Source organism: Synechococcus sp. RedBA-s, assembly GCF_024345495.1.
GTDB lineage: Bacteria > Cyanobacteriota > Cyanobacteriia > PCC-6307 > Cyanobiaceae > Regnicoccus_A.
The window spans coordinates 59418-80368 of the sequence record NZ_JAGQBF010000001.1; the positions used below are offsets into that span (position 1 = coordinate 59418).

Annotated in this window: 26 protein-coding genes and 1 tRNA gene; 15 read left to right on the forward strand and 12 right to left on the reverse strand. The window is 67.6% G+C overall.

The window, feature by feature from the left end:
- Positions 1-23: 23 nt before the first annotated feature.
- The 3 genes from rpmI to KBY67_RS00260 are packed head-to-tail and all read left to right on the forward strand — an operon-like array spanning position 24 to position 1305.
- Positions 24-224 carry a 50S ribosomal protein L35 gene (gene rpmI / locus KBY67_RS00250; protein ID WP_094554864.1) on the forward strand — a complete coding sequence of 67 codons (201 nt, stop codon included), beginning with the start codon at positions 24-26 and terminating at the stop codon, positions 222-224.
- 56 nt (positions 225-280) lie between these two features.
- Positions 281-628 carry a 50S ribosomal protein L20 gene (rplT, locus tag KBY67_RS00255; protein ID WP_255107357.1) on the forward strand — a complete coding sequence of 116 codons (348 nt, stop codon included), beginning with the start codon at positions 281-283 and terminating at the stop codon, positions 626-628.
- 53 nt (positions 629-681) lie between these two features.
- Positions 682-1305, forward strand: a complete 624-nt coding sequence (locus tag KBY67_RS00260) for a tetratricopeptide repeat protein (RefSeq protein ID WP_255107359.1) — start codon at positions 682-684, stop codon at positions 1303-1305.
- Between the two features lie 47 nt (positions 1306-1352).
- On the opposite strand, the gene KBY67_RS00265 is transcribed toward KBY67_RS00260, so the two are convergent.
- Positions 1353-1913: a hypothetical protein gene (locus tag KBY67_RS00265; RefSeq protein WP_255107361.1), complete on the reverse strand. Its 561-nt coding sequence runs from the start codon at positions 1911-1913 to the stop codon at positions 1353-1355.
- Positions 1914-2038: 125 nt separating this feature from the next.
- Between KBY67_RS00265 and KBY67_RS00270 the strand changes: the two genes are divergently transcribed.
- The 4 genes from KBY67_RS00270 (at position 2039) to KBY67_RS00285 (ending at position 5546) form a co-directional block, all read left to right on the forward strand.
- Positions 2039-2857 (forward strand): thiazole synthase, encoded by an 819-nt coding sequence (locus tag KBY67_RS00270; RefSeq protein WP_255107363.1) that lies wholly within the window; start codon positions 2039-2041, stop codon positions 2855-2857.
- 69 nt (positions 2858-2926) lie between these two features.
- A complete protein-coding gene (gene psb34, locus KBY67_RS00275) occupies positions 2927-3094 on the forward strand; it encodes a photosystem II assembly protein Psb34 (protein ID WP_255107365.1) in 168 nt (55 codons plus the stop codon).
- A 91-nt stretch (positions 3095-3185) separates the two neighbouring features.
- Positions 3186-4382, forward strand: a complete 1197-nt coding sequence (locus tag KBY67_RS00280; protein ID WP_255107366.1) for an NAD-dependent epimerase/dehydratase family protein — start codon at positions 3186-3188, stop codon at positions 4380-4382.
- Between the two features lie 30 nt (positions 4383-4412).
- Positions 4413-5546 carry a glycosyltransferase family 1 protein gene (locus KBY67_RS00285; RefSeq protein WP_255107368.1) on the forward strand — a complete coding sequence of 378 codons (1134 nt, stop codon included), beginning with the start codon at positions 4413-4415 and terminating at the stop codon, positions 5544-5546.
- On the opposite strand, the gene mrdA is transcribed toward KBY67_RS00285, so the two are convergent.
- From mrdA to cbiD, 5 genes are all read right to left on the reverse strand, one after another.
- The gene (mrdA, locus tag KBY67_RS00290) at positions 5531-7282 is read right to left on the reverse strand and encodes a penicillin-binding protein 2 (protein ID WP_255107370.1); all 1752 of its coding nucleotides are present in this window, start codon (positions 7280-7282) and stop codon (positions 5531-5533) included. The genes KBY67_RS00285 and mrdA overlap by 16 nt on opposite strands.
- A 4-nt stretch (positions 7283-7286) precedes the next feature.
- Positions 7287-7676, reverse strand: coding sequence for a hypothetical protein (locus KBY67_RS00295; protein WP_255107372.1), 390 nt, complete (start codon positions 7674-7676; stop codon positions 7287-7289).
- 83 nt (positions 7677-7759) lie between these two features.
- Positions 7760-8368, reverse strand: coding sequence for a hypothetical protein (locus KBY67_RS00300; RefSeq protein WP_255107374.1), 609 nt, complete (start codon positions 8366-8368; stop codon positions 7760-7762).
- Positions 8369-8426: 58 nt separating this feature from the next.
- Positions 8427-10025: a glutamine-hydrolyzing GMP synthase gene (gene guaA / locus KBY67_RS00305; RefSeq protein WP_255107376.1), complete on the reverse strand. Its 1599-nt coding sequence runs from the start codon at positions 10023-10025 to the stop codon at positions 8427-8429.
- Between the two features lie 35 nt (positions 10026-10060).
- Positions 10061-11233 (reverse strand): cobalt-precorrin-5B (C(1))-methyltransferase CbiD, encoded by a 1173-nt coding sequence (gene cbiD, locus KBY67_RS00310; RefSeq protein WP_255107378.1) that lies wholly within the window; start codon positions 11231-11233, stop codon positions 10061-10063.
- A 134-nt stretch (positions 11234-11367) separates the two neighbouring features.
- Here cbiD and KBY67_RS00315 point away from each other — a divergent pair, with 134 nt between their 5' ends.
- A complete protein-coding gene (locus tag KBY67_RS00315) occupies positions 11368-12519 on the forward strand; it encodes an alanine--glyoxylate aminotransferase family protein (protein WP_255107380.1) in 1152 nt (383 codons plus the stop codon).
- Positions 12520-12590: 71 nt separating this feature from the next.
- A tRNA-Gly gene (locus tag KBY67_RS00320) sits at positions 12591-12662 on the forward strand.
- Positions 12663-13008: 346 nt separating this feature from the next.
- Here the strand turns inward: KBY67_RS00320 and KBY67_RS00325 are convergent.
- Complete coding sequence (locus KBY67_RS00325; protein ID WP_255107382.1) at positions 13009-13182, reverse strand: hypothetical protein; 174 nt, start codon at positions 13180-13182, stop codon at positions 13009-13011.
- A gap of 169 nt (positions 13183-13351) precedes the next feature.
- Complete coding sequence (locus KBY67_RS00330; RefSeq protein WP_255107384.1) at positions 13352-13636, reverse strand: hypothetical protein; 285 nt, start codon at positions 13634-13636, stop codon at positions 13352-13354.
- A gap of 92 nt (positions 13637-13728) precedes the next feature.
- On the opposite strand from KBY67_RS00330, the gene KBY67_RS00335 reads away from it, so the two are divergent.
- From KBY67_RS00335 to KBY67_RS00345, 3 genes are all read left to right on the forward strand, one after another.
- Positions 13729-14250, forward strand: a complete 522-nt coding sequence (locus KBY67_RS00335; protein ID WP_255107386.1) for an AbrB family transcriptional regulator — start codon at positions 13729-13731, stop codon at positions 14248-14250.
- Positions 14251-14422: 172 nt separating this feature from the next.
- Positions 14423-14836 (forward strand): DUF6554 family protein, encoded by a 414-nt coding sequence (locus KBY67_RS00340; protein ID WP_315855532.1) that lies wholly within the window; start codon positions 14423-14425, stop codon positions 14834-14836.
- A complete protein-coding gene (locus KBY67_RS00345; protein ID WP_255107388.1) occupies positions 14817-15245 on the forward strand; it encodes a hypothetical protein in 429 nt (142 codons plus the stop codon). Before KBY67_RS00340 ends, KBY67_RS00345 begins: the two co-directional genes overlap by 20 nt.
- 1 nt (position 15246) lies before the next feature.
- Here KBY67_RS00345 and KBY67_RS00350 read toward each other — a convergent pair whose 3' ends face one another.
- Complete coding sequence (locus tag KBY67_RS00350) at positions 15247-16821, reverse strand: DEAD/DEAH box helicase (protein WP_255107600.1); 1575 nt, start codon at positions 16819-16821, stop codon at positions 15247-15249.
- Between the two features lie 180 nt (positions 16822-17001).
- Between KBY67_RS00350 and KBY67_RS00355 the strand changes: the two genes are divergently transcribed.
- Positions 17002-17418: an HNH endonuclease gene (locus tag KBY67_RS00355; protein ID WP_255107390.1), complete on the forward strand. Its 417-nt coding sequence runs from the start codon at positions 17002-17004 to the stop codon at positions 17416-17418.
- Between the two features lie 12 nt (positions 17419-17430).
- Here KBY67_RS00355 and KBY67_RS00360 read toward each other — a convergent pair whose 3' ends face one another.
- Positions 17431-17655 carry a serine protease inhibitor gene (locus tag KBY67_RS00360; protein WP_255107393.1) on the reverse strand — a complete coding sequence of 75 codons (225 nt, stop codon included), beginning with the start codon at positions 17653-17655 and terminating at the stop codon, positions 17431-17433.
- 32 nt (positions 17656-17687) lie between these two features.
- Between KBY67_RS00360 and KBY67_RS00365 the strand changes: the two genes are divergently transcribed.
- Positions 17688-18650, forward strand: a complete 963-nt coding sequence (locus KBY67_RS00365) for an SDR family NAD(P)-dependent oxidoreductase (RefSeq protein ID WP_255107395.1) — start codon at positions 17688-17690, stop codon at positions 18648-18650.
- A gap of 123 nt (positions 18651-18773) precedes the next feature.
- Positions 18774-19796, forward strand: coding sequence for a 4-hydroxythreonine-4-phosphate dehydrogenase PdxA (pdxA, locus tag KBY67_RS00370; RefSeq protein ID WP_255107397.1), 1023 nt, complete (start codon positions 18774-18776; stop codon positions 19794-19796).
- Between the two features lies 1 nt (position 19797).
- Here the strand turns inward: pdxA and accB are convergent, their stop codons facing one another.
- Positions 19798-20289 carry an acetyl-CoA carboxylase biotin carboxyl carrier protein gene (gene accB, locus KBY67_RS00375; RefSeq protein WP_255107399.1) on the reverse strand — a complete coding sequence of 164 codons (492 nt, stop codon included), beginning with the start codon at positions 20287-20289 and terminating at the stop codon, positions 19798-19800.
- Positions 20290-20294: 5 nt separating this feature from the next.
- On the reverse strand, positions 20295-20855 hold the full coding sequence (gene efp / locus KBY67_RS00380) for an elongation factor P (RefSeq protein ID WP_255107401.1): 561 nt from the start codon (positions 20853-20855) through the stop codon (positions 20295-20297).
- Positions 20856-20951: the final 96 nt, after the last annotated feature.

Below are 20951 nucleotides of genomic sequence, written 5' to 3' on the forward strand. Positions count from 1 at the left end.
TTGTTTGTGAAAGAGCGCCCGACATGCCGAAGCTCAAGACCCGCCGAGCAGCTGCCAAGCGGTTCAAGGTGACCGGCAGTGGCAAGTTCATGCGTCGGCGCGCCTTCCACAACCACCTGCTCGATCACAAGAGCCCCAAGCGCAAGCGTTACCTCGGCACCATGGCGGTCGTCGATGAGCGCGATGCCGACAACGTGAGCCGCATGCTCCCCTACGCAGGCTGAGAAGCCAGGCGTAAGCCGGCAGCTCCTGATTCCCACCGTTCCACTGAGAGATTTCCATGGCCCGCGTTAAGAGGGGCAATGTCGCCCGCAAACGCCGCAACAAGGTCCTCCGCCTAGCCCGCGGCTTCCAGGGCGGCAACGGCAGCCTCTTCCGCACCGCAAACCAGCGGGTGATGAAGGCCCTCTGCAATGCCTACCGCGACCGTCGCCGGCGCAAGCGCGATTTCCGTCGCCTCTGGATTGCCCGCATCAACGCCGCCGCTCGCCTCAACGGCCTGAGCTACAGCCGTCTGATCGGTGGGCTCAAGCGCTCCGATGTGCAGCTGAACCGCAAGATGCTCGCCCAGCTCGCCCTGGCCGATCCCGGCAGCTTCAGCGCCGTGGTGGGCGCCACCAGCGCCTGAACCTTCAGGCCCCCGAACCAAACTCCGCGCACTAGCCAACCCCCGCAGGCCCGATGGACCTTCTCCTTCCACAGGCCTATTTGATTGGCCTGATCGTTCTGCTGGGGGGTGCTGCCGTGGTGATCGGCCTGCAGGTCTGGCGGGTGCGGGCTGATGAAGTTCGCCTGGCCAAGCTGGAGGTTCAGGTCAAGGACGACCCCAAGGACTCCGCCACGCTCTATGAGCTGGCCTCGGTGCAACTGCGCAAGCGCCTCTACGACCAGGCGGTCGACACGCTCAAGCTGGCGTTGAAGCGCTCGGAGGGCGAACCGGGGGAAGCGCGGGCATTGATCCAGAACGCCCTGGGTTTCGCTGTGGCGGCCCAGGGCAACCACGGCGCGGCCATCCGGCACTACAAATCGGCCCTCCAGGCCAAGGCCGACTACCCGGTGGCCCTGAACAACCTGGGCTATGCCCTTGAGCGACAATCGCTACCCGAGGAGGCCCGCCAGGCCTATAACCAGGCCCAGGCCCTCGATCCGGGCAACAAGACCACCAGCAAACGCCTGAAGCTGCTCGACCGTCGCTTTCCGGCCGAAGTGGTGGAGCCGGCTGGCCCTGCCCAAGGGATGGGTCCAACGGCCAGCCGCCCCGCCTCCAGCAAAAACGACGCTTCAGGGCCGAAGAAAGCACCCTGAAGCAAACCAGCTCCCTGAGGCTGAAGGCTTCAGAAGCACCGATCGGCTCACCACAGCCCTCGCACCGGGGCTCCTCCGGATGGACTGGCTGGAGCTGCGGCCTCAGGGCGCAGATCGAAGCGACCGCCGGGATTGGTCAGCCGCGGCGCGATCCAGCCCGCCAGTTCCAGACCCTGCATGCCGCTGATCTCTCCTCCAGACTCCATGCCGCCGACTTCGCAGTCGCAGAGCATCAACAGATCGAGCTGATCGGATTTGGCGTTGAGGTTGCCCTGCACCGCCACGGTGGTCTCGCCCACCTGCATCTCACCGCGCAGGTCGACCATCTGGCCCATGGGGGTGGCCTCCGCCAAGCGCAGCTTCACCGGCAGGGGAGCCCCGCCACTGAAGGAGCGGTAGACGCCCGACCACACCCTGGGCAGGTCGCGGGCCAGATCAACAGCGCGGCCCATGGGGTCGAAGGTTTCCACCGAACCCAGCTCGGACTCCAGCACCTGCATCGCTGAGCTAGGCGGTGCGCCGAAGGGCACCACACTGCCCACCGGCAGGGGGTTCATGGCCAGCTGGGGCTGGGCGGCGGCCAGCAGCAGCGGCAGAAGCAGCGGCATCGAAACAATTCAGGGCACGTGGGCTCAGGCTAAGGGCGGCCGTGCCATCCAGCGGGCCCAAGCGGCCGCAAAGGCCACCGTTCGCGGTAGTTTCGCGGCCTGGCAGGGGCTTCGACGACATCCCAATGGAAAGCGACACCCTGGTGATCGCGGGACGGCCCTTCCGCAGCCGCCTGATGACCGGCACCGGCAAATATCCGAGCCTGGCGGCGATGAAAGCCAGCCTGGCGGCCAGCTCCTGCGAGATCGTGACCGTGGCGGTGCGCCGGGTGCAGTCGCTGGCCGCTGGCCATGGGGGCCTGATCGAGGCGATCGACTGGAGCCACCACTGGATGCTGCCCAACACCGCCGGATGCGCCACGGCCGAAGAGGCGGTGCGGGTGGCACGGCTGGGTCGGGAGCTGGCGCGGCTGGCCGGCCAGGAGGACAACAATTTCGTGAAACTGGAGGTGATCCCGGACAGCCGCCACCTGCTGCCGGATCCGATCGGCACCCTCGAGGCCGCTGAAGTCCTGGTGCGGGAAGGCTTCGTGGTGCTCCCCTACATCAACGCCGATCCGATGCTGGCGCGGCGGCTGGAGGAGGCCGGCTGCGCCACGGTGATGCCGCTGGGCTCTCCGATCGGCTCGGGCCAGGGGATCCGCAACGCCGCCAACATCGCACTGATCATCGAGAGCGCCCGCATTCCCGTGGTGGTGGACGCCGGCATCGGCGTTCCCAGCGAAGCGGCCCAGGCGATGGAGATGGGCGCCGATGCCCTGCTGATCAACAGCGCCATCGCCCTGGCCGGCGATCCGGTGGCCATGGCCCGTGCCATGGCCCTGGCCACCGAGGCCGGTCGCGGCGCCTACCTGGCCGGGCGGCTGCCGGTGCGCTCCGAGGCCAGCGCCAGCTCACCGCAGCAGGGCCTGGTGGGCGCTGCCACCCAGGCTCAGGTCCCGTAACAGTCCTTCTCAGGGCGGAGTCAAGGGCGCTGGCACTGGGTAACTTGCGGGTTCCCCTGCGCCCCAGCCATGTCGGTGACCAAGGAAGACGGCGGCAAGCTCAACGCCTTCGCCAGGGAGCCCCGCATGGAGGTGATCGAGACGGGGACAAGCCGCAGCCGCTCAACCACCATCCTGCTGCTGGCGGGCCTCGCTCTGGTGCTGGTGATGGTGGCGGTGGCGGCGGGGATCAGCTGAGCTCCTGGATCCCGACCGCCTGCTGGGGGGGTCGGAACGCCTGTAGTAGCTTGCCCCCAGGAGCATCGGCTCGTTCAGCAGGAGTTCAGACGTGAAGGTTCTCGTTCTCGGCGGCGACGGCTTCTGCGGCTGGCCGTGCTGCGTAAATCTGGCCGAGGCCGGCCATGAGGTGGTCATGGTCGACAACCTCAGCCGGCGCAAGATCGACGTGGATCTGGGGGTGGAATCGCTCACCCCGATCGCCACCGTGCATGACCGCCTGCGGGCCTGGGAGGAGACGGGCGGCCGCGCCATCCGCTTCGTGCACCTGGACATCGCCCAGGACTACCAGCTGCTGCTGGAGCTGCTGCGCAGCGAGCGCCCGGAGGCCGTGGTCCATTTCGCCGAGCAGCGGGCGGCTCCCTACTCGATGAAATCCAGCGCCACCAAGCGCTACACCGTCGACAACAACGTCAACGGCACCCACAACCTGCTCTGCGCGATCGTTGAAAGCGGCCTCGACATCCACATCGTGCACCTGGGCACCATGGGGGTCTACGGCTACGGCTCCCACCGGGGCGCCACGATTCCCGAGGGCTATCTCACCGTCGAGGTCCCCCAGGCCGACGGCAGCCGCTTCCGCGAGAAGATCCTGCACCCCACGGATCCCGGCAGCATCTATCACATGACCAAGACGCTGGATCAGCTTCTTTTTTACTACTACAACAAAAATGACGGCATTCGCGTCACCGACCTGCACCAGGGCATTGTCTGGGGCACCAACACCGATCTCACCGATCGCGATCCCCGCCTGGTGAACCGCTTCGACTACGACGGCGATTACGGCACGGTGCTCAACCGCTTCCTGATGCAGGCCGCGATCGGCTATCCCCTCAGCGTGCATGGCACCGGCGGCCAGACCCGCGCCTTCATCCACATCCGTGATTCGGTCAAATGCGTGGAGCTGGCAATCGATCACCCGCCCGCCTCCGGCGAGAAGGTGCGCATCCACAACCAGATGACCGAGAGCCACAAGGTCAAGGATCTTGCGGAGAAAGTGGCGGCGGTCACCGGCGCCCAGGTGAGTCACCTGCCCAATCCGCGCAAGGAGGCGATCGAAAATGATTTGATTGTGGATAACCGCAGCCTGATCGAGCTGGGCCTCAAGCCCACCACCCTCGAAGACGGCCTGCTCAGCGAAGTGGTGGATGTAGCCCGGCGCTGGGCCGACCGCTGCGACCGCTCACGCATTCCCTGCGTCTCCTCCTGGACCACCACCCAGGCGGCCGCCCTCAAGGCCGTTGTCTGAGCCCGGGACCATGCACCGACTGCGGCTGCCGTGAAGATCGCCCTGTTCACTGAAACCTTCCTACCCAAGGTGGACGGCATCGTCACGCGTCTCACCAAGACCGTGGAACATCTGGTGCGGGCCGGGGATGAGGTGCTGCTGTTCTGCCCAGAGGGAGCCCCCTCGATTTACAGGGGCGCGCGGGTGATCGGCGTACCGGCCCTGCCCCTGCCGCTCTACCCGGAGCTGAAGCTCGCCCTGCCCCGTCCGGCCGTGGCCGAAGCCCTGGAGGCGTTCCAGCCCGATGTGGTGCATGTGGTCAACCCGGCGGTGCTGGGGCTGGGGGGCATCTGGATGGCCCGCACCCGCCAGATCCCGCTGGTGGCCAGCTATCACACCCACCTGCCCAAATACCTGGAGCATTACGGCATGGGCGTGCTCGAGCCCCTGCTCTGGGAACTGCTCAAGGCCGCCCACAACCAGGCCGTGCTCAATCTCTGCACCTCCTCGGTGATGGTGGAGGAGCTCGCTCAGCGGGGCATCCAGCACACCGCCCTCTGGCAGCGGGGGGTCGACACCGAGATGTTCCGGCCCGAGCTGCGCTCGGAGACCATGCGGCGGCGGTTGATGGGGCCCCATCCCGACAGCGACAGCCTGCTGCTCTATGTGGGTCGACTGTCAGCCGAGAAACAGATCGAGCGGATCCGGCCGGTGCTCGACGCCCTGCCCCAGGCCCGGCTGGCCCTGGTGGGCGACGGCCCGCACCGGGGGCAGCTGGAGAAGGTGTTCGAGGGAACCGCCACCACCTTCGTGGGCTATCTGGGCGGCGAGGAGCTGGCGAGCGCCTATGCCAGTGCCGATGCCTTTCTCTTCCCCTCCAGCACCGAAACCCTGGGGCTGGTGCTGCTGGAGGCGATGGCGGCGGGCTGCCCCGTGGTGGGCGCCAACCGCGGCGGCATCCCCGACATCGTCACCGATGGGGTCAACGGCTGCCTCTACGACCCCGACGACGACGCCTCCCTCACCGCCGCCACCCTGCGGCTGCTGGCCAGCCCCGAGCGGCGCGAGCAGCTGCGGCTGGCAGCCCGCCAGGAAGCCGAGCGCTGGGGCTGGGCCGGAGCCACCGCCCAGCTGCGCCGTTTCTACCGCGATGTGGCCGGCAGCCCCCTTCAGCTGGCGGCCTGAGCCGGCTTGAACCAGGTGGCCAACAGGGCCTTCACCATCGGCACGGCGATGGTGCCGCCGTAGCCACCACTGTTCTCGCCGAGGGCAATGATCACCAGATCGGGCTTCTCAGCTGGGGCATAGCCGCCGAACCAGGCGTGGTCCGGGCGCGGCGGGTCTTCGGCCGTGCCGGTCTTGCCGGCCACCGCCGGCAGCCTGGGATCGTTGAGCATGGTGGCGGTGCCGCTCGTGACCACCTCGCGCAGACCCTGGCGCAGCACCTGGAGCGTGGTGGGCTTGAGGCCGATCCAGGTGCGGGGGGTATCGCGCTCCACCAGGTGGGGCGTCACCAGCCAGCCGCCGTTGGCCACAGCCGCATAGAGGCGCGCCATCTGCAGCGGCGTCACTGAAACGGCCCCCTGACCGATCGCTGAAGTGATCGTGTCAACGGATGTCCAGGATTCGCCCAGCACTTTTTTCTTCCAGGCCTTGTCCCCCAGCAACCCCGGACTCTCCTCATCGCGCAGTTCAATGCCGGTGAGGCTGCCGTAGCCCAGGCGCCGCGCCGCTTTGAACAGCTCCTCGGAGCCCACCTTCAGGCCCAGTCGGTAGAAGAAGCTGTTGCTGCTCACTGCCAGCGCGAAGGGGAAACCGATGCTGCCGAAGCTGCCGTGATCGGCGTAGCACTGACCGTCGTAGCAGAAGGAGCCGGAGGTGGAGATCGTGGATTTGGGGCCGTAGCGGCCCGATTCGAGGCCGGCGATCGTGCTGATCAGCTTGAAGGTGCTGGCGGGGGGGAAGGACCGCATCGCCCTGTTGAGCATGGGCGCTTCCGGGCGGTTGATGTTGTTCCACTGGGCCGTGGTGGGTCCTGTGGAGAAGATGTTGGGGTCGAAGTTGGGACGGCTCGCCATGGCGCGGATGGCGCCGGTGCGGGGGTCCATCGCCACGATTGCCCCTTTGCTCACCCCATCAAGGGCCTTCTCAGCGGTGCGCTGCAGCTCCAGATCCAGGGTGAGGCGCAGGTCCTTGCCGGCGCGGGCCTGTTTGTCCCCCAGCACCCGCTGCACCTGGCCCTCGGCATTCACCTCCAGCTGCTGGCCGCCCCACTCGCCGCGCAGGTGGGATTCATAGACCTGCTCCAGCCCGGTGCGCCCGATGCGGTCCTGCACCCGGTAGCCCTTGTCGGCCAGACGGGCGAATTCCTCCTCGGTGATGCCGCTGGTGTAGCCGAGCACATGGGCGGCCAGGGGACCGCCGGGGTAGGAGCGCAGATAGTCGACATCGACTTCGGCGCCATCGAGATTGGCCGCCTGCTCCCGGAAGCGCAGCGCCTGGACACTGCTGAGGGAACTGGCCAGCTCGATGCGGTAGCCGTCGCCGTGGAGCCCCTCGGTGTAGTTCTGCTCCAGCTGCTTCGCCGGCAGTGCCAGCAGCTTTGAGAGCTGGTTGCGCAGGGCCGGCCAGCGCTCCTTCGGCACCAGCCGGGGCTGGAGGTAAAGGTTGTAGGTGAGGCGGCTGGTGGCCAGCACTTCCCCATGGCGGTCGAGCAGGCGGCCGCGGACGGGGTGACGGGGCACCAGGCGGATGCGGTTCTGGTCGGCCCGCAAGCGGTTTTCGGGGCCCTGGGCCAGCTGCAGCCAGGCCAGACGGGCCCCCATCGCCCAGGCCGCCAGCAGCACCACCGCCAGCAACCAGGCCGGCTGATGACTCATGCCCGAGTGCCGCGATGGGCCGGGCTGGAATCCAATGGCCATCGCCTCAGGCCCCGAGGCGGCGCTCGAGGTTCTCCAGGCGCCCGGAAATGCGCGCCAGAGCCTCCTGCAGCGCCAGCCGTTCGTCAGCTCCGCTGGCGGCGGCGGGCGGCGGGCCGCTCAGATCCGTAGAGAAATCAGAGGGCACATCACGCACCTCCACTTTCAGCACAGGGTTGCCCAGTCCGGGTTGCACCTGATCCAGGCTTTCACGCACGGCCTTGGCGGCCGCATCCCCCTCCTGGCGCAGCTGGGCCAGGGGGTCGTCGGTGGCGGTAAAGGCCTCGACCACCTGGCGGGGTCCGCCCCGGCGGGCCCGGTCCACCATGGCAATGCCCACGGGAAGGATCTCCTCCATCAGGGTGAGCCGCAGGGCATCAAAGGGATCGGCAGCCATGGCAGAACTCCTGAAGCGAACGCCGCTGGCAAGCACCATCGGACCGTTTCGCCAGTCTGACGCCCAGCAGAGCGCCGGAGGGTTCAGGGGGTGCGCTGGATCCCGGGCTCGAGGATCACCCCCCGACAGAACTCACGGGACCCCACCCACCAGCCGCCCACCACGGCCAGGGCCAGGGCAGCGGTGATGGGCAGCAGCGCCTGGCGGGTCATGTCGAGGCTGAACCACTCCCCCCAGCCCCGCAGGGTCCGCTCACGATCAAAGCGGCGGCGCTCGCGCTGCTCCAGCTTCAAGCGACGCTGCAGCGATTTCTCCACCCAGCGCTCAAAGGCCCGCTTCTTGGTGACCGCCATCTTGCGCTCCACCTCCAGCAGGTGGCCGGCGCTGAGATCGGGGTGGAAGGTGCTGATCAGCTCCAGACTCTTGATGAACATCTCCACGGCGCCATCCTTGATCTGGCGCTCACCGTCACTGATTTCCTCCCAGTGCACTTCCGGGTAGAAACGGCCACGGTTGGCCAGAATCTGCTCCTCCGGCAACTGACCGGGTTCGCGCAACCAGCGATCGGTGTTGGCATCGAAGCGGCGCCAGTAGAGAAAGGGATTGAGATAGATGGTCTTCCCCCCCAGCACGATGCTGTCCTGCTGCAGGCGGCGCTGCACCTGGGGATCCTGCTGGGTGACGGCGGTCAAGGAAAACAGGCTGGGAGCCGATGGTATCGAACACAGGCCGGTGGGGCCAGCGCTGCGCCTATTCCCACTCGATCGTGCCGGGGGGCTTGCTGGTGATGTCGAGCACCACCCGGTTCACCCCCTGCACCTCATTGACGATCCGGTTGGAGATGCGCTCCAGCAGGTCGTAGGGCAGGCGGGACCAGTCGGCGGTCATGCCGTCTTCGCTGGAGACGCAGCGCAGCACGATCGGATAGGCATAGGTGCGCTTGTCGCCCATCACACCGACGCTGCGCACCGGCAGCAGCACGGCAAAGGCCTGCCAGATCTCGTGATAGAGGCCGGCGGTATTCACCTCTTCGCGCACGATCAGGTCAGCGTCGCGCAGGATGTTGAGCTTCTCAGCGCTCACCTCGCCGAGGATGCGAATCGCCAGGCCAGGGCCCGGGAAGGGGTGGCGGCGCACGATTTCCTCGGGCAGGCCGAGGCTGCGGCCCACCTTGCGCACCTCATCTTTGAACAGGCGCCGCAGGGGCTCCACCAGCTTGAACTGCAGATCCTTGGGCAGCCCGCCCACGTTGTGGTGGCTCTTGATCTTCACCGCCACCCGCTCGCCGGTTTTGGGATCGAGGTTGGTGCCGGCCGACTCGATTACATCGGGGTAAAGTGTGCCCTGGGCAAGGTAATCGAAGGGTCCGAGCCGCTTGCTTTCCTCCTCGAACACACGGATGAATTCAGCACCGATGATCTTGCGCTTCTGCTCAGGATCGGTGATGCCATCGAGCTTGGCGAGGAAGCGATCACGGGCATTGATGTACTCAACTCGAATATGGAATTGCGCATCAAAGAACTCAGTGAGGAACTCCGGCTCACCCTTGCGCATGAATCCCTGATCGATGAACATGCAGGTGAGCTGATCACCGATGGCCCGGTGCAGCAGGAAGGCCAGCGTGGAGGAATCAACCCCGCCGGAAAGCGCCAGCAGCACACGCTTATCCCCCACCCGCTCACGCACATCGGCCAGGGCTTCGTCAATGAAGGTGGCCGTGGTCCAGTCAGGTTCGCAGCCGCAGATGTGATAAACGAAGTTGCGGATCATCGCCATTCCGCCTAGGGAATGCACCACTTCGGGGTGGAACTGCACGCCATACAGACGACGCTGGTGATCGGCCACCGCCGCTTCCGGGGTGTTGTCGGTGTGGGCGAGGCGGCTGAAGCCCGGCGGCAGGGCCTGAACCGAATCCCCGTGGCTCATCCACATCGTTGAGCCGTGCTCCACGTTGATGAGCAGATCGACCGGGTCATCCACGTAGAGGGGCGCCTTGCCGTACTCGCCCCGGCCGGCGGCCACCACCTGACCGCCGAGCTGCTGCACCATCAGCTGCATGCCATAGCAGACCCCCAGCACCGGAATGCCCAGGCCCCAGATGGCGGGATCGCACAGGGGTGCCCCCTCCTCGTAGACCGAACTGGGGCCGCCGCTGAGGATGATTCCCTTTGGTGCCAGCCGTTGGATCTCCTCCACGCTGGTGGCATAGCCCAGCACCAGGGAATAGACCTCGGTTTCCCTGACCCGCCTGGCAATCAGCTCGGAGTACTGGGAGCCGAAATCAAGGATGACGATCGCCGGCAGGCGTGAGCTCTCGGGCTGTTCGGTCGAGGGGGACGGGTGGGACATAACGACCGAATCACGGCCTGCCTGGCCTTTTGGGCTCACCCTAGGTCGTGCCGGAAAGCCTTCAGCAGCTCCTGGCCGCAGGGCCCCGCCACCCGCAGCTGCCGTGCTCGATCGAACAGCGCCGCCCCGATCCGGGTGGGGAAACGGCCGTAGCGGGCCAGGTAGGCCTGGCTGCGGGTCTCGATTGCCAGGGCCAGGCGTGCCTCGATCCGGGCCGCCAGCGGCCCATCGAGCTCCTGCAACTCCGCCAAAGCAGCCTCCACCGTGGGCGCCTGGAACAAGCGCTGCAGCTCGGGGCCGCCCATCCCCTCAAGCGCCGCCAGAGCCGTGAGCACCTCGGCGCGTCCATCGGCCAGGTGGTGATGGGTGTGGAAGATCCCTCCCGCCAGCTTGATCAACTTGCCGTGGTAACCGAACAGCAGCAGCCGCTCCACGCCGGCTTCGGCCGCCGCCACGATCAGGGGGCCGAGCCAGTTGCCGGCCTTGAGCAGCAGGCCGGCGGGCAGACCCAGCCGGGGCGCCAGATCCAGCCCGTTCTCTCCGATCACCAGCACCAGATCGCGGGGATGGGGCGAGCGGGGCCACTGGCGCAAGGTTTCGAGGCACTGCTCCAGCCGATCGGGAGCGGCGCTGCTCTGGACCACGGCCTGGGTGCCGATCAGAGCCAGGCCGTCCACCACCCCGAAGGCTTCATTGCTGGTGCGGCCGGCCAGCTCCCTGCCCCGGGGGAACACCAGCTGCAGCCGCAATCCGCGCCCCGCTGGCAACAGGGGCAGGAGATTGACCTCCAGCAGGCGGCGGGCATAGGCGGAGAGGCAAAGCTCCCGGCTGCCGGCCAACACTCCCAGCCCCTCCCCCGCCTCCAGCAGCAGCCGCTGGGATGGCCCCTTCCCCTGGGGCGGCTCCTGGGGCGGCTCCCACCAACTGGCCCGCACCCACACCAGCAGGCCCCGGGTGAGGTCGAGGCCATCGCCCGGATCGCAGCGGGCCATGCCCAGGGCCTGACCATCGCCGAGGGCGGCGGCGGCCTCCACCGGCACCAGCTCAACGCCGGGCGGCTCCAACAGCTCCAGCGGCTGGGCCTCGCTGCTGCCCCTGGGAGTCGCGGCGTCAGGCGCCCGGGCCTCGGCCTGCAGCAACGCCTCCAGGGCGGCACGGGCTGCCGCAGCCACCCAGACCGGCAGGGTGAAGGGCGTCGCTTGGGTCATCGGCTGGGACCTGGCTGCGGAGTGGATCGGGAGGCTGGATGGGGAGCTGGGGCTAGACGCTGAAGTGGGCGGTGTCACCTTCGTTTTTTAAGGTGGTGAATTGGGCCGCCGCGCCCGTCCCCCCAGCGCCCCCCATGCAGGACAAGCTCACCCTGATGATCCCCGGCCCCACGCCGGTGCCTGAAACCGTCCTGCTGGCCATGAGCCGCCACCCGATCGGCCATCGCAGCGCCGAATTCCAGGCGATCGTGAAGCGCACCAGCGCGCAACTCAAGTGGCTGCATCAAACCGAAGGTGATGTGCTGGCCATCACCGGCAGCGGCACCGCCGCCATGGAGGCGGGCATCATCAACGTGCTGAGCCGGGGCGACAAGGTGCTCTGCGGGGACAATGGCAAGTTCGGTGAGCGCTGGGTGAAGGTGGCCCGGGCCTACGGCCTGGAGGTGGAGGTGATCCGCGCCGACTGGGGCCAGCCCCTGGATCCGGAGGCCTTCCGCCAGGCCCTTGAGGCCGACAGCGACAAACAGATCCGCGCGGTGATCCTCACCCACTCGGAAACCTCCACCGGGGTGATCAATGACCTGGAAACGATCTCCCGTCATGTGCATGCCCATGGCCAGGCCTTGGTGGTGGCTGACTGCGTCACCAGCCTGGGGGCCTGCCCGGTGCCGGTGGATGCCTGGGGCCTCGACGTGGTGGGCTCGGGCTCACAGAAGGGCTACATGATGCCGCCGGGCCTGGCCTTTGTGGCCATGAGCGAGCGGGCCTGGCACGCACACAAGCGCTCCGACCTGCCCAAGTTCTACCTGGATCTGGGCAAGTACCGGAAATCAGCCGCCGCTGACAGCAACCCCTTCACGCCGCCGGTGACGCTGTACTACGCCCTGGAAGCCGCCCTCGAGATGATGCAGCAGGAAGGATTGGAGGCCATTTTCGCCCGCCATGCCCGGCTGCAGCGGGCCACCCAGGCCGCCATGCGCGCCATCGGCCTGCCCCTTTACGCCGCTGACGGCCACGGCAGCCCGTCGATCACGGCGGTGGCCCCCGAAGGCCTCGACGCCGAGGTACTCCGCAAAAAAGTGAAGGAGCGCTACGACATCCTGCTGGCGGGCGGCCAGGACCATCTGAAGGGCAAGGTGTTTCGCATCGGTCACCTGGGCTTCGTCTGTGATCGCGACGTGCTCACGGCAGTGGCCGCCATCGAAGCGACCCTGCAGGAGCTGGGGGCTGCCCGCCAGCCGGTGGGATCAGGTCTGGCCGCCGCGGCCAGGGAGCTGGCGGCCTGAGGAACGGCAGCAAGGCCCGGGGTTGACGCGTTCAGTTCCGGGCTGATCACTCTTTGCTAGGGTAAAGGAATGCGGGTGTAATTCAGTGGTAGAATGTCAGCTTCCCAAGCTGAACGTCGCCGGTTCGAGTCCGGTCACCCGCTTGCGATCTCAGAATCAACCAGGACGTTCAGGATCTGGGCTTGATCAGCTGAAGGATCTGTGGTCCGACGCTGCCAGCGCGCCTTTCGCAATCCAAAGACTTGAGCACAGCCTGGGCGGCCTCAACGAGATCACCACGCTGCGCGGCTGCTTCGGCACGGGATTCATGCTGAGCCGCATCCCGCAGAAACTGGCTTCGTTGCTCGGATCCCTGTGACATGGCGATCGAAGATCGCGTTTGAACCGCAAGCACAACTTCAGGTCAATCTGCAGCCACGTTAACGCTTGGGCGCGAAGTTAGCAGCAAAGAGAGAAAAAATTCAGACACCAAAAGCCGCAATCAGCTGATCAGGTGCCTGGCTCTTCGCCATGATCACCGAGGGCGTCGATCTGAGTTCTCAGCTCACTGGCCCGGCTGCTGTCTCCGCGGCTGATGGCGATGGCCAAGGCAAATTCCAGCTTCTCGAGCTGGTGGCCGCCTTCGATGTAGCCCGGGCGGTGAACAGTGCTCTGGGGTGCCATGGACCCCCCGTGACGGGGCAGGGGGCAGGCCGGATAGCTGTGGGCCATGGTTGTCTTTCTTTTCATTCTGCCACTGCGCACCAGCTCACCGCCAGATCGGGTGGTAGAGGTCCACTCCCTTGGTCAAGCACCACCACCATCTACTCCAGGCAACAGCTGAGCCCACGGGCTAGGCGGCCAGATCCAGTTCCTGGGGCGGGGCCGGCTCGATCGCCACCGGAGCGGGCAGGGGAGCGGACGTCTCCAACAACTGACGGCAATCCCGCAGCAGCACGTCCACATTGGCGAGGGACTGGAGCTGTTCGAGCTCCGGTTGCTGCTCCTCCTCCAGCGCCATCTCCAGCAGGCCAAGCCGTTGCTCCAGATGCACCAGCCGGTGCGAGAGGGCCGCCACCGTCTGGGCGAGATCTTCCGCCGTGCGGGTGATGCGGAACGACACGGATTCAGGGGCCATGGCGATCGAGCCAAGAAGGCCGATCACAGCACAGAACCTCCCAGCGCTCAAGCCATCTACCAGACTGAGTCGTCGTGGCATCACCTGTAGGCATGTCCAGCCTGGCCACCCTGACGATTTATCTGCTGGCCGGCCTCGGCGGTGGCTTGCTCGCCCTGCGGACCGGAATTCCGGCGGCCCCCCTGGCGGGCGCCCTGCTCGGCGCCGGCCTGGTGAGCATGAGCGGACGCTGGGATGTGGCCCAGTGGCCCCCTGGAACCCGCACCGGCCTGGAGATCGCCATCGGCACCGTGATCGGCACCGGCCTCACCAGCTCTGCGCTGAGCGAACTGCGACAGCTGTGGCGGCCGGCGATCCTGATCACCGTCAGCCTGGTGGCCACCGGACTGGTGGTGGGTCTCTGGAGCAGCCGCCTGCTGGGGGTCAGTCCGATCATCACCCTGCTGGGGGCGGCCCCCGGCGGCATCAGCGGCATGAGCCTGGTGGGCGCTGAATTCGGCGTCGGTGCCGCCGTGGCGGCCCTGCACGCAGTGCGGTTGATCACTGTGCTGCTGGTGGTGCCCATGGTGATCCGGCTGGTGCTGTCATTCACAGCTGGTCATTCCTCCAGCTGAGCAGCCCCTGAACCCCCCTCGACAGTTCGGAGTCGACCGATACGTTGGTGGCCGATGCCTGGCCCCACGAACCGACTCGATGCTGACCCGTCTCCCCCGCCTCTGCCCCACAGAAACGGCGTCCGCCTGCGGCCGCGGCCGCAGGCTGAGGTGGGCCCTGCGGGGGACTCTGGTGCCCGCCCTGCTGCTGGCCAGCACGCTGCCCCTGTTGAGCCAACCTTTGCTGGTGGCCCAGCTCAACCAGCCAGACCCCAGCAATCCGGGCTCCAAGGGCGCCGAGGTCTACTGCTTCATGCGCAAGGCCGGCAATGACCACGAGGTGAGCTGGACCGCCGCCTATGCCCTGATCAAACGCCAGAGCGCCAGTTTGTTCAAGACCTCCCCGGAACACGCCGCCGTGATGATCACCGAGGCCGTGGTGAAGTCTCCGGAGACCTACCCCGATTGCGGCCGTTTCATTGGAGCTCTCTACGGCAGTGAGAAACCGGCGCCACTCCAGTCCGACATTCCCGCCAGCGGCAGCACGGGCCCCGTTCCCATCCCCAGCGGTGGCGGCACCACACGCCATGACCGCTATTCCTACTGACTCCCCTCGCGTTGAACCCCTTCGGGGGCTCTGGTGCGCCCTGGCGCTGACCCTCGCCCTGGCCGGTTGTGCGCCGGCGGAGCCACCGACCACGGAAGCGCCACTGCTGCGCCAGGACGAGTGCCTCGATGAGGTCAAGGTGGATCGGCTTGATCAGGCGCTCGAACGCTGCGACCGGGTGGTGAGCACCTACCCACGCCAGGCCCGTCCCCTCAGCGATCGCTTCGTGATCCACACCCTCAGGGGCGAGCAGGGCAGGGCCTGCCAGGACATTGACCGGGCCGCCGAGCTGATCAAGGCCAATGGCGACGACTCACCCCCGGCGGAAGCCGGCGATCCCCAGCTGGTCACCGACATCCGGGTCCGCCAGGAAAGCTGCCGGGATACCCAGGCCGTCAGCTCACCCTGATTCACCAGGCCTCCAGCAGCTGGCGCACCATCGCCGGCAGGGCCTGGCGGCGCAGGATCGCCTGACGGCCGCCGAGGGTCAGGGCGATTCGCTCGGCCTTGCTGGCGATCAGCCCATCCACCAGCTGATCGGCCACCCCCAGCTGCAGCCAGTGGCTGGTGAGGGCGCCACCCATACCGATGCGATGGGCGCGGTCCTCCGCCTGCTCGGTGTCCCCCGGAGTCCAGGGCCTCTCCAGCAGCAACACATGGCTGGCGCGATGCAGGGTGAAGCCAAGGCCCCCCACCGCGAAGGTGGCCACCAGCAGGGGCACCCGGCCCGCCTGGAAGCGTTCCACCTGGCGCTGGCGCTCCGGCGGCCTTAGCCGGCCTGTGAGCAGGGCACCGCCCAGGTTCTCCGCCAGGCGCTCGGCGGGGGCCACGAAAGCCGTGAACACCACCACCGACGCTCCACTGGCGAGCAGCTCACTGACCAGCGCCTGGGCCGCCGGCAGCTTGTAGGCCGCTCCGATCTGCCTCAGGGCCGTGAGCATCGCCAGAGATTCCGCATCACGGCGCACCTCGCCGCGGGCCGCCCGCAGGCGGTACTGCTCCACCCGCTGCTGCAGCTCCCGCTCGAACCCCAGAGCCTCGCTGCCATCGAGCTCCACAGGACAGTGCAGCCGCCGCTTGGGGGGAAGGTCGAGGCAATCCTGCTTGCGCCTGTGCAGCAGCAGCGGCTGGATCAAGCGGTGCAGCTCCTCCAGCCGTTCAGCGCCGTTGGCCTGCCAGTGGCGGCGCCCGCCGCTGTCGCGCCAGTGGCCCTGGCAGTAGGTCTGCTCAAAGCTGAGCTGATCACGGCCGAGGGGGTGATCGATGGCGGCCAGCAGGGGGAAGAGCTGCACCGGGCGGCCGTTCTTCATCGGGGTGCCGCTCAGGAGCCAGATCGCCCGCAGGCGGGGGTGGCGGGCCAGGCGCAGCAGGGCGCGGGTGCGGGCCGCGCCCAGGTTCTGGGCGAAGTGGGCCTCATCAACGATCAGCACCGTGCCGGCAGGGGGCAGCTCCGACGGCAGCCGCGCCCAGCTGATCAGCTCCACGGCCAGCTCCAGGGCCAATGACTCCTGCCGCCAGAAGCCATGCAAACCCACCGGAGCGACCACGGCAATGCGGCAGTCGGCGCAGCGGGAGAGGGCCCGGGCCGCCACCAGGGCTGTGAGGGTCTTGCCCAGCCCCATGGCATGGGCCAGCACCGCCCCCCGGCGAGCAAGCAGCCAGCGGGCCGCCGTGCGCTGGTGGCTGAACAGGCGCCGCCCGTCGGGCAGGGGGACCGTGAGCTGGGCCGCCGCCACCAGCGCACGGTGCGGGGGCAGGGGGGGCAGGGGCTGACGCAGCCAGGCCATCCACTGGAGGAGTTCGGGCTCGATGGCGAAGCGTCCCCCCAGCAGCGCCTCCAGCTGACCGGCGGCCTCCAGCGGGAACTCCCAGCTTTGGCGCTGGGCCCGCCAGCGGCCCGCGGGCCTGATCGTGCGCAGCTGGGCCTGAGTGACCGGATCGAACGGGGAGATCACCTCGATCAGGCCGCAGGACCCGAGCCGCATCAGGCAGCGCGGCGGTGCCCCATGCGTGGCTTGCAGGGACACCGCCGCGCTTCGTGGAATTCGATTCTAGTCAGTCTGGCGCGGCGAACAAGCCTTGGCGATCAGGTTGAAGAAATGAAGTCTTCGACACATTGACAGATCAGAAGCCAAGGGCAAACTGTCCGCAACCGAGGCATGGGAATGCAGGTCAGGGATGCGGTTTTCCTTGAGGACCTCTGCCCCAAGTTGCGCGTTAGACGCTGGAGACAATCTCTGCACAAACAGACCCAACATCGCTGTATTTATTGCGGCAATCGCTCCGAATCCATTGATCACGTGCTGCCGCGCTGCCGCGGTGGCCTGAGCGTCACCGAGAACTGCGTTCCCGCCTGCCTGGGCTGCAACGGCCACAAGAGTGACGCCGACGCCTTCGACTGGTATCGGCGTCAGCGCTTCTACGACCCGCGCCGGGCCATGGCGATCCGGGCCTGGATGGACGGCGATCTGCGCCTGGCCGTGCGCCTGCTGCAGTGGGCCACTCCCGAGCCGGCGGCGGCCAACCAGGCCTCAGCTCTGCCCCAGGCCCAGGGGCCAGCCCTGAGACTGCAGGCGGCCTAAAAGCGACCGCTCTCACCAGACGCGGCAGGCGGCGGGCCCGCTGTGGCGTTGACAGAGGGCCGCGAGCTGCTCGGGCTGCTCTGGTGCCACCAGGGCAGCCGTGAGCACCAGGGCCACCACCAGCCAGGGGAGGGCCCCGAGGGAACGGGGGAGACTCCAGGACCAGGGCCGGGCCCGGTCTGGGCGGACCTGGCCCGCGGAGAGGAGCCGGGGCGGAGAGAAGCTGGAGGCAGCCATCAGTGGAACCAGGCAGTGATACAGGTGTACTCATGGTGAGCGCTGTTGTCAACCGCGGCCCCTGGACGGGGGCCTCCGGCCGGATGCTGGTGCTGGGGGGCGGCTACAGCGGCCGGCGCTTCGCCGCGGCCGTGGCCGCCACCGGCATGCCGGTGCTGATCAGCCACCGCCCCGGCAGCGATCCCCTGCTCGGTGAAGGGATCCGTTCGGTGCCCTTCGCCAGCGAGCTCAGGCCGGGGATCGAGCCCGGCGCCCTGGAGGGCATCACCCATGTGCTGGTCACCGTTCCCCCTGGCCGTGACGGCAGGGATCCGGTGCTGGAGAGCCTGGGGACCAGCCTGGCCGGCCTGCCGCTGCAATGGCTGGGCTACCTCTCCACCTCCGGGGTCTATGGCGATCGCGGCGGCGCCTGGGTCGAGGAAAACGACACGCCCAACCCTGGGCTGCCCCGCAGCCGCGCAAGGCTGGCCTGCGAACAGGCCTGGCAGGCCAGTGGTCTACCCCTGCAGGTGTTCCGCCTGCCGGCGATCTACGGGCCAGGACGCTGCCCGTTCAACGGCCTGCGCGCCGGCAGCAGTCGCCTGATCCACAAACCCGCCCAGGTGTTCAGCCGCATCCACGTCGATGACATCACTGGTGCCCTGCTGCACAACCTGGCCCTGCCAGCCAGCCAACGACCAGCAGTGCTCAACGTGGCGGACGACAGGCCCTGCCCCTCCAGTGAAACCCTGGGCTACGCCGCCCATCTGCTGAACTGCCCATTGCCCGATGTGGAGTCCTACAGGCGGATCCAGGACAGCCTCAGCCCCATGGCCCGCAGCTTCTGGAGCGAGAATCGGCGCACCAGCAACCGACGGCTCCGCCTCGAGCTCGGCTACCAGCTGCTCTATCCCAGCTACCGGGAAGGCTTCAGGGCCTCCCTTCAGGAGGAGCAGACCCTTCAGCGAGGGGCGGGCAGCACCTCCTCAGGGCAGACCGGAGCCGCCAGCGGCTGAAGATTGGTGAGGCTGGGGATGCTCAGGTCTGTCTTCAGACGGCACCAATCGATCACCACCCATTGCTTCTGCAACCCCTGAGCCAGGCCAAACACCAGTCCCCCCAGAAGCAACCAGCGGATCATGACTCTCGAGTCCACCAACCACAACGCTAAGCAAGGGGTCATCGCCCTGGCTCTGGGGGATCCTGCCGGCATCGGCGCTGAGGTGACCCTCAAGGCGTTGGCCGCCCTGCGGGCGCGCGGTGCAGATGGGACTGTGCTGCTGGTGGGCTGCCGCCGCTGGCTGGAGCAGACCTACATGGACCTGCGCGAGCGCAGCGCCACGCCGCTGGCGGATCCGGGGGCCTACCCCATCCTCGACAGGCCCCTGACAGAGACCATCGCCCCGGGCCAGGGGACGGCCGCCAGTGGTGCCGCCAGCTTCGACTGGCTGAGCGCGGCAGTGGATCTGGTGCTCAGCGGCCAGGCCGGCGCCCTGACCACCGCACCGATTGCCAAACACGCCTGGCACGCCGCCGGCCACCACTACCCCGGTCAGACCGAGCGGCTCGCGGAACTCTGCGGACAGGAGCGCGCCTCGATGCTGTTCACCGCCCGTTCTCCAGGGGGTCACTGGCGGCTGAACACACTGCTGGCCACCACCCACATCCCCCTGGCCCGGGTGCCCCAGGCCCTCACCCCGGCCCTGGTGGAACACCAGCTGGAGATGCTGCTGGCGTTCTGCCGGCGCTTTGAGCCCCAGCCCAGGCTGACCGTGGCCGGCCTCAATCCCCACGCCGGTGAAGGGGGCCAGCTGGGGATGGAGGAACAGCAGTGGCTGATTCCGTTGCTGGACAGCTGGCGGCAACGGCACCCCACGGTGAGCGTGACGGGGCCATTGCCTCCGGACACCTGCTGGCTGGGGGCCGCCGCCGCCTGGCGGGGCGAAGGGCAGGGCGCCGATGGCTACCTGGCGCTCTATCACGATCAGGGGCTGATCCCGATCAAGCTGCTGGCCTTCGATGCGGCGGTGAACACCACCCTCGGGCTCCCGTTCCTGCGCACCTCACCGGATCATGGCACCGGCTTCGACAGGGCCGGCGCCGGCCTGGCCCGCCCCGACAGCATGGTGGCAGCCCTGGAAACCGCCTGGGAGCTGGGCTGACTCAGGTGGGCTTGAGCCGCAGCAGCACCTGACCGAATTCCACCGGTGTGCCGTTCTCCACCAGGATCTCCACCACTTCACCGCTGACTTCAGCCTCCAGCTCGTTCATCAGCTTCATCGCCTCAAGGATGCACACGGGCTGGCCGGCACTGATGCGGCTGCCGATCTCCACGAAGGCGGCATCGGTGGGCGAGGGAGAGCGGTAAAAAGTTCCCACCATCGGGGCCGTGATGTCCACCAGATCGGCCCGGAACGCGGAGGGTGCCGGCGGCGGGCTGGAGGGGGCCGTGGTGCTGGCGGGGCCCGGCGCCGGAGCGGCAGGGGCCACTGCGGGCGCAAGCAGCGGGGCCGGAGCGGGGGCGAGCGCCACCGGGGACGGCAGGTTGCGGCGCACCTCCAGGCGGAAGTCGTCACCCTCGAGCTTCAGCTCCTGGATGTCGCTCTGCTCCAGGAAGATGAGCAAGTTGTGAAGTTGGTCGTTGTCGAGCTGCATGGCGATCAGGACTCCCGGCCGAGATAACTGTCGTTGCGTGTGTCGATCTTGATCTTCTCGCCGATGGTGATGAACAGGGGCACCATCACCTGGGCGCCGGTCTCAACGATGGCGGGCTTGGTCCCCCCCGTGGCGGTGTCGCCCTTGACGCCGGGATCGGTCTGGGTGACCTCGAGCACCACCGAGTTGGGGAGCTCCACTTCGAGGGGGGAGCCGTTCCAGGCCACCACATTCACCTCCATGCCCTCCTTGAGGTACTTGCGCCCATCACCGATCTGCTTGGCGGTGAGGCGGGTCTCCTCGTAGGAGGACATGTCCATGAAGACATACTCATCCGCCTCCATGTAGGTGTGTTGCAGGGTGGATTTCTCGAGCTGGGCCTGGGCGACGGTTTCGCCGGCGCGGAAGGTCTTCTCCACCACGCTGCCGCTCTGCACGGCCTTGAGTTTGGTGCGCACGAAGGCGGAACCCTTGCCGGGCTTGACGTGAAGGAACTCGACGACCCTCCAGACCTGTCCATCGAGCTCGATGGTGGTGCCAGTTCGGAAGTCGTTGCTCGAGATCATTCCGGGGGAACGGGTGAGCGGGATTGTACGGCTGGCCGTTGAACCCCCCTTCGGCACTGGATCTGGGCCCCGGCCAGCTGTGCCAAAGTCCGGTGA